The organism is Streptomyces canarius (assembly GCF_014650735.1).
GTDB classification, from domain to species: Bacteria; Actinomycetota; Actinomycetes; order Streptomycetales; family Streptomycetaceae; genus Streptomyces; species Streptomyces olivaceoviridis.
Genome location: NZ_BMVN01000025.1, coordinates 121,107 through 128,679, shown reverse-complemented (window position 1 = coordinate 128,679; position 7,573 = coordinate 121,107). Strand labels below are relative to the sequence as shown.

Genomic DNA, 7,573 nt, shown 5'->3' with positions numbered 1-7,573 from the left:
AGAAAGTCATGCCAACTCCGGAGGCCGGGCGCCCCATTGCGGGGCCACCAAGAAGGTAATGGGAAGCTCGTGACCCTTCAAGATTTCCTCGCAACGTACCGTCATGAGGTCAACACGGTCCGCATCGAATATCTCAACGTACCGACGTGAGGCGCTGACTTCGCGGGATCACACCTCTCAGATACTCAGTTCACGTGTCTGGCCGGCAGCTTCCATGGTGAGGCCTCGGCAAGACATTTGACGGTTTCCGATGGACGAACAGGACGGCACGAGCGTGCGCGCCCGGCTGAGGGCCAACGGCATCTACTTCACGATCGCCGGAGCAGCGGATCCAGCACAGCGTCGGACCATGGATGATCTCGCCCTGTTCCTCGACAGCGCCGAGGGGCAGCCACCGAAGGTGAATTCGCCCGCCGGTCCGGAGCAGCAGGGCGAAGAGACCCGAGCCGCGCGCTTCCTGCGCCAATTCGCGGCGACCGATGGCCCGGCGACCGTCTCCGCCATTCGCGAGCGCCTATCAGGTCATCGAGGAGCTTCAGGCCTGCCAGGGCCCGGGCACATCACGGGGACCACGGGAACACACGCGCGAGTGAGGTGCGGCACGGCCGGCCAAGGACCTCTGAGCGGGCCACGATCCCGGTCACTTCCAGTGGGTCTCGACGAATCTCAAGCCGCGGTCCTCTCCGTCTCACCGCACTGTCACGGTGACGAGGCCGGGATCCGGGAGTTCCGTCGGAGCGGTGTCGCCGTACCAGGAGAACTCCAGGGCCGAGAGCCTGCCGTCGCTCACCCAGACCAGCAGTTCGCCGAACAGTTCGCCGGAGTCGTCCGTGACCGTACCGGTGGCCGGGATGACGCCGTCCTCGATCGCCGCTTCCGGAACACCGGGTGGCACGTCCAGATCGACGCTCGGGGACTCGCTCCCCCAGGGACGGGTGACACGGGTCTGCGCCAGCTGGTTCCTCAGCTCCTGCGCGCCCGGGAACTCCGCCGAGAGGAGCTTGACGAGGACGCGCTGTTCGAGGGGGGAGAGCGGTCTGGTGGTAGGGCGGTCCGTCATGGTGTCTTTCCTGGAAACTTGTCTTGGATGAACGCGGTTCCGACGCGAGGTATCCCGTTGACCATGGCGCCGCGGATGGTGACCGTTTCTCCGTCGATTGTACGGTCGACGACGAAACCACCGGATTCTGGAAGGTCGTCGCTCTCCCCGAGACTGTTGACGATACGCCGGAACGCTTCGGAGCGTCCTCCCGAATTCTTTACTATCTCCTCGAATCCGTGCTTCGGGGGATCGATGACGTGTTCGAGCTTTCGCGGCGTATTGTCCATCTCGAAGGCCTTGTCGAGCGCCTCCTGAGTGCACTTCACCAATCCCGTCGGGTCGATCCACCGGAAGGGGTTGAGTATGTACACGTGATGGTTCGGCGCCGGATCAAGACCGAGTGGGTCGGGCGAAAGATAACGTGCGGTTTCCGGATCGTAGAAACGGAAGTAGTTGTAGTGCAGCCCGGTTTCGGCATCGTGATACTGGCCGGGGAAACGCAGGGGGCAGTCCACGGAGCCGGTCTCCGCCCCGGAGCCGATCGGTGTCCCCCACAGCGAGGTACGCCGCCGCCACGCCACGGCTCCGTCCGCCGTGACCAGCTCGGTCGGCGTGCCTGCCGCGTCGGTGACGACGGCGTGGAAGCGAGGAGCGTGATCAGCGGCGGTCTCCTCCGCCAGCCGGGCCAGGAAGGAGGTCTCCGCGGCGCATCCGGAAGGCCGGTGGTCGGTCTGGGCCAGCGGGCGGTGCGTGCCGGGGGCGTACTCCCAGGTGGTCGTCGTGCCGTCGGGGTCTGTTTGCTCGGCCAGGCAGGTGTCGTCCCAGGTGAACTCCGTGCGCTCGACCGGAGAACCGTCTTCAGCCAGCCGGTACTTGGCGATGCGTCGGCCCAAGGGATCGTAGGAGTAGCGCCAGCGACTGCCGTCCGGCGTGACGACCTCCGTCAGGCGGTCCTCGGCGTTCCAGGCGTACGTCCAGGTCCGTCGCTCCCCGTTCAGGAGGCTGCGGATCTTGGCGACGAGCCGACCCTGGCTGTCGTGGTCGTACGTCGTGCTGCCCGAGCGGCGGATGACCGTGCCGTTGAACTCCCTGTCACCTGGTGCCTCGTGCGCGGGTGCGGCGGCGTGCGACACGTTCCCCACCGTGTCGTATGCGTAGGTCTCGGTCCAGCCGAGCGCCCGTACGCCGGTGACGCGGCCCGTGGTGTCGAGATCGAAGCTCCGTGTGCCGGCCGTGAGTTCCCGGATCTCGGTGAGGTAGCCGTCGGCCCGGTAGGCGTACTCCCGATGCTCCAGGAGGCGGCGGGCCTCGCCCGCGACCGGTGCCGACGTCAGCGACTGGACGGCGAGACGACCAGCCGCGTCCCAGCTCTGGGCGAGGGTCACGTCGGCACCGAGACGGCGCTCCGTCTCACGACCGGCGGCATCGTAGGCGAAGGACAGGCTCCCCGCGAAGGAGTCCAGCGCGGTGGGACGCCCCGCCGCGTCGTACGTCCAGCAGGAGGTCAGGCCGGAAGGGGTGGTGCGGCGGATCCGCCGTCCCAGGGCGTCGTAGGCGTGTGTCGTCGTCCGGCCGTTCACGGTCTCCGACAGCACCCTGCCGAGCGCGTCCCGCTCGTACACCAGCTCCGCCTCCGGACCGGCGGCGCGCGCGAGATGACCGGTGGGAGCGTACGCGTACGTCGTGACGTCTGCTGTGCCGCTCCGCTGTTCCAGGATCCTGCCGAGGGCGTCGCGGGTGAAGACCGTGGTCTCGCCCGCACCGTTGGTCCGTGACAGCAGGCCGCCCGCGGCGTTGTGCGTGTACGTGACGGTGCGGCCGTTGAAGTCCGTCTCGGCCACGAGGCGACCGGCCTCGTCGTAGGTGTACGACCAGGTGTGACCCAACGGGTTGCGGACGGCCGTCAGGCGGAGTTCCGTGTCATAGGTGAACTCGTAGTGCGCCCCGTTCGAGTCGGTCCTGGTGGCGGGCACGTCGAAGTGGTGCGGGGTGTGCCGGGTGGTGTTGCCGGCGGCGTCCGTGTGGGAGAGCAGGTTGCCCTCGCCGTCCCAGGACCAGGTCTCCCGGGCCCTGTCGGGATGTTCGCGCCAGGCGGGTTTGCCCTCCGTCGTCCAGCCCAGGCGGGTACGGTTCCCGAGCGGGTCCGTCACCTCGATCACACGGCCGAAGGAGTCCCGGCGGACGGTCGTCGTGTGGCCCAACTCGTCCGTGAGGGCGAGGGGCAGGCCGGCGTCGTCGTAGGCGAAGGCCCGGGTGTGCCCGAGGGCGTTGGTGACCGCCGTCGGCCGGCCCGCCGGGTCGTACGCGTACCGGCTCTCCGCGCCGAGCGGGTCGATGGTCGTCAGCAGGTTACCCCGCTCGTCGTACGTGTGCTGCCAGAGGGCGCCGCCCGGCTCGGTCACCTCGGTCGGGAGACCGAGCGCGTTGTACACGGCCCACGCGACCGATCCGTCCGGCAGGGTGAGTTCCGTCAGATTGCCTGAGACGTCGTAGGTGCACCGCGTGGTGTGGCCCAGCGGGTCCGTCACCGCGACCGGATGGGCGCCGTACTCGTCCCACTCCGTGCGGGTGACGTGTCCGAGCGGGTCCGTCTCCTCCACCACGAGGCCCTCGGCGTTGTACCGGTGGACCGAGGTGTGGCCCTGGGAGTCGGTGTACGTCGTGGTGCGTTCCGCGTCGTCGTACGTCAGTGTCCCCGAGAGGATGCCGTCGACGCCCTCGGTGCGGACCACCCGGCCGCGCTCGTCGTAGACGTACGAGAACCAGGTGCCGTTGCGGTCGGTCCAGCGGGTGACGCGGCCCTCGGTGTCGTAGGTGAAGCGCAGGGGCTCGTCGCTGGAGTTGATGATCTCGGTGAGGTTGCCGGCGGTGTCGTAGGCGTAGCGCATGACGACCGTGCCCTCGTCGGGCGCGGCGGACGGGCGGTAGCGGGAGGGCGGCTCGTCCAGCAGGCGCAGGGCCGTGATGCGCGGGCCCTGGGTGTCTACGGCGACGTAGTAGCCGCCGGAGTGGCGGATGCCGAACGGGATGCCCTCGTCGTCGCGTTCGACGTCGATGCGGTTGCCGTTGCGGTCGCTCCAGGAGTCCAGCGCCAGGTGGAAGACGCCGAAGGACGGGGAGGGGACGGGGGCGGCGAAGGTGCGGGTCACGCCCGTCGAGGGGTCGGTGACCGTCATCGCGCCGTCCGGCTTGCCGTCCCATTCCAGGGGCCAGCGCGGGCCCTTGGCCGGCATCGTGGGAACGCCGGGCTGCGGCACCGGGTAGACCAGGCGCATGCCGTCGGCCGCGGCGAAGACGACACCCTCGCCGTCGATCTGGAGGCACTCGTCCAGGGTGGAGATCCACGTCGGGCCGAAGCAGACACCGCCCCGGTAGGAGGACAGGTGGGTGCGGGTGAACTCCAGGGGCAGGCTGCCCGGCAGGGTCAGGTCCGTCTGGGTCATCAGCATGGCGCCGGTCGCCACGTCGATCGGCTCGCCCACACACGGGGTGCGCTCGGCGTTGCGGGCGGCCGGGCCCAGCTCCACCAGGTCGGGGCGGAGCGACGGCGGGCGCAGCAGCAGCGGCGTGGTGTCGGCCAGCCCGCCCTCCATGCTCGCCTTCAGCAGGCCACCGCCCGCGCCCAGCGCGCCGCCGAAGATCATGCCGTCCTTGGCGGCCTGGTTGACCTCGTCCAGGCTGAAGCCGTGCTGTAGACCGGTCGCCATCTTCAGCGGCTGGGCCACGGCGAGGTCGACCGCCACCGATTCGACCCCGCCGAAGGCGGCGGCGACCAGGGTGCCGGCGGCGATCTCGGCCACCGTCGTCGTGACGGCGATGCCCATCGTGGCGCCGAACTCGATGACCGCGTCGGCCGCCGCGACGGCGGCCCCGGAGGCCAGGCCCGCGGTGAAGAAGGCCAGCGTCACTCCGCCCGCGATCACGGCGGCGTCGATGCCGATCTGCGTCCAGAGCTTGTTGATCGCGTCGTCGATGGCGTCGGCGAACTTCTCCAGCGCCTTGGCCATCTCCCGCGAGGACTTCGCGAGGTCGCTCAGCCAGCCGCCGTCCTGGTCCTTGGCGTAGCGGCCCCAGAACTTCTCGAACGCCTCGATCGACTCACCGGTGTTGTTGTGGATGATCGAGGACGCGCTGCGGTGCACGGGAGCGCGCACGTCGTCCACCGAATCGGCGAAGGCACGCCAGGCCTTCGCGGCGTCCCTCAGCTTGCCGGAGTCCGCCTCGGGCCACCACAGACCCAGCTTCAAAAGGATGTGGCGGGCCTTGTCCTCAACGCTCACCGGCACCGTCGCCCTGCTTGCCGGTCTTCACTTGCGTGAACATGCCGGCGATCAGCTGGTCGTTGTCCACGTGCCCGTCCGACAGGTCCACCATGGCCTCGTGGATGCTCGTCAGACCGAGCACCAGGATGCCCGCCGCGCTCTCGATCTTCTTCTGCTGCGGCTTGTAGGCGTTGCCGAACTTGTTGCCCTGCTCGTCGTGGCCCCAGGGCTCCCCCAGGCCGTCCAGCGTCTGGATCAGCGTGGTCAGCGCCTTGCTCAGGTCGATGGCCCCTTGCTGGAAGGCCGGTGCCGCCGCCTTGATGTCGGCGGTCTTGATGTCCAGCACCTTGCCGGGCACCTTGCCGTCCCCCGTCACTGTCGCCTCCCCCGGTTCGCAGCTGCGGCTTCCGACCATAGGGCAGACAGGTAAAGGAAGTGTCAGGTCGACAGCCTGCGCGCGTAGGGGTGCCCGTCGAGTATTCGTCTCCGGGTCCTCCTGCCGGCCGGCCGTGATGGCGTTCCCAGGGGCTTGGGGTGGGTGATCGCCTGGTCCGGCCGGGAACATGACCAGGGGCCGCGGTGATGCGGTCCTGCACCTCCGCCCGGAACTCGGGCCGGACTGGAGGCGTGGGGGCGTGCGACGACCTTCGTGCGCACGCTCTGGGAGCCATCCCGGAGCTATCCCGGAGCCGACCGATGTGGTGCCGCCGCTGCTACGGGGCCCGCACCGGGGGAAGCAGCCGCCGGCCGATGCCCGAATCCCGCCACCGTAGCCAACCGCCGGTGGCCACTCGGTCGAGGAGGGAAGACGTTCGGCTTCCGGGTGAATCAAGCCGCTCGGTGAGTGGCGACCCACGTGGCAGCGGGTAGGCCATGGTGCTGTCGGGCAAGCAGCGTACGGGAGCAGCCTTATGCCGAAGTTCCTCATCCAGGCCACCTACACGCCAGAGGGCACGAAGGGGCTGCTCAAGGAAGGCGCCAGCGGCCGGCGCGACGCCGTCGACCGAGTCGTCGCCGACCTCGGCGGGACGGTCGAGGCCATGTACTTCGCCTTCGGGGAGGACGATCTCGTGTGCATCATCGACCTCCCCGACCCGGTGTCGATGGCCGCCGTCAGCCTCACCGTCAAGGCCAGCGGCGCCCTCTGCACCCGGGCCACTCCCCTCCTCACACTCGAAGAGATCGACCAGGCCGCCCGCCGAGAGGTCGCCTTCCGCGCTCCGGGCGCGTAAGCCGGAAACGGCGTGGCGGAGGTCGTGCCAGACCATCAGGCCCGCGCGCAGAGCAGCCGGAGTCGCCGCGGGTGCTTGGGCAGGCGTCGGCCCAGTGGGGTTTGAGGTGTGCCTCTGCCGGTCGCCGCTCGATGTGGCCCTCTCGGTCCAGAGGTCGGCGACAGGCGCGTGCAAGTCCGGGGTGCTCGGCGTCTCCCCGGCCTTCGTCACCCAGGCTGCCGGCGCTCACCCCCTCCTGCTCGGTACGAGGGGACGGAATGCGGCGAGGGCGGCTTCCCAGTCGGATGCGACCGGGTCTTCCGGCGGAGGGCGGGACCCAGGTCCTCTGTCGTCCGCAGCACGGCGGAGGCGAGCTGCGGCGCCGTCGTCCGTGCGACGGTGCCGTTCTTGTCGGCGACCGTCAGGCCGTCTTCGGTCCGTCGCACGACAAGGCCGAAGGAGGTGTCGGCACCGGTGAAACTCATGAAGTCGAGTGATGGTGGGCCCTGCGCCGGCGCTGTACGTTCCCGCTCACGGATCGACGTAGATCGGACGTAGCTCAGGGGGGCGGGATGTCTCGATACGGCCGCGCGGACAGTGAGTGGGACGAGCTGGCGGATGCCGGGCGGGGCTTTCTTGTCGAGCGGGCGAAGCTGGGCAGGCTCACCTCGTACACCGAGCTCAACGTGACCCTCGCCCGGCGGACGGGCTGCCGGCCCTTCGACTTCGAGCGGGCTGACGAGCGGGCCGCGATGGGGTACCTGCTCGGACTGATCGTGGAACGGGACCAGGAGCTCGCCCCCTCGGATCCGCCTCTCATGCTGTCGGCCCTGGTGAACTACTTGGGTGCCAACGATGCCGGTGCCGGCTTCTACCAGTTGGCCAAGGAACTCCGGTTGCTCCCCATGAGCGCGTCGGCGGACGAGAAGCTCGGCTTCTGGGCCGGGCAGGTGAAGCGAATCCACGAACGGCATGGGGCTGGTCCGGCCAGGGCGTGAAACCACCGGCTCGGGCTCTTCCTCCCGCGCGGCTCGGGCTTCCTCCCGCGCGCGAGCGGT

Annotated in this window: 5 protein-coding genes; 2 read left to right on the top strand and 3 right to left on the bottom strand. The window is 69.3% G+C overall.

Translation table 11 applies throughout. From position 1 onward, the window contains the following. Positions 1-688: 688 nt before the first annotated feature. The 3 genes from IE294_RS29700 to IE294_RS29690 are packed head-to-tail and all read right to left on the bottom strand — an operon-like array spanning position 689 to position 5,680. The gene (locus tag IE294_RS29700; protein WP_189891123.1) at positions 689-1,060 is read right to left on the bottom strand and encodes a hypothetical protein; all 372 of its coding nucleotides are present in this window, start codon (positions 1,058-1,060) and stop codon (positions 689-691) included. Further along, positions 1,057-5,322 (bottom strand): DUF6531 domain-containing protein, encoded by a 4,266-nt coding sequence (locus tag IE294_RS29695; protein ID WP_189891121.1) that lies wholly within the window; start codon positions 5,320-5,322, stop codon positions 1,057-1,059. Before IE294_RS29695 ends, IE294_RS29700 begins: the two co-directional genes overlap by 4 nt. Continuing rightward, complete coding sequence (locus IE294_RS29690; RefSeq protein ID WP_229917408.1) at positions 5,312-5,680, bottom strand: hypothetical protein; 369 nt, start codon at positions 5,678-5,680, stop codon at positions 5,312-5,314. Before IE294_RS29690 ends, IE294_RS29695 begins: the two co-directional genes overlap by 11 nt. A gap of 535 nt (positions 5,681-6,215) precedes the next feature. Between IE294_RS29690 and IE294_RS29685 the strand changes: the two genes are divergently transcribed. After that, positions 6,216-6,536, top strand: a complete 321-nt coding sequence (locus IE294_RS29685) for a GYD domain-containing protein (protein WP_014674007.1) — start codon at positions 6,216-6,218, stop codon at positions 6,534-6,536. A 551-nt stretch (positions 6,537-7,087) separates the two neighbouring features. Continuing rightward, entirely contained in the window at positions 7,088-7,513 is a 426-nt protein-coding gene (locus tag IE294_RS29680; protein ID WP_189891117.1) for a hypothetical protein, read from the top strand. The last annotated feature ends 60 nt before the right edge of the window (positions 7,514-7,573 follow it).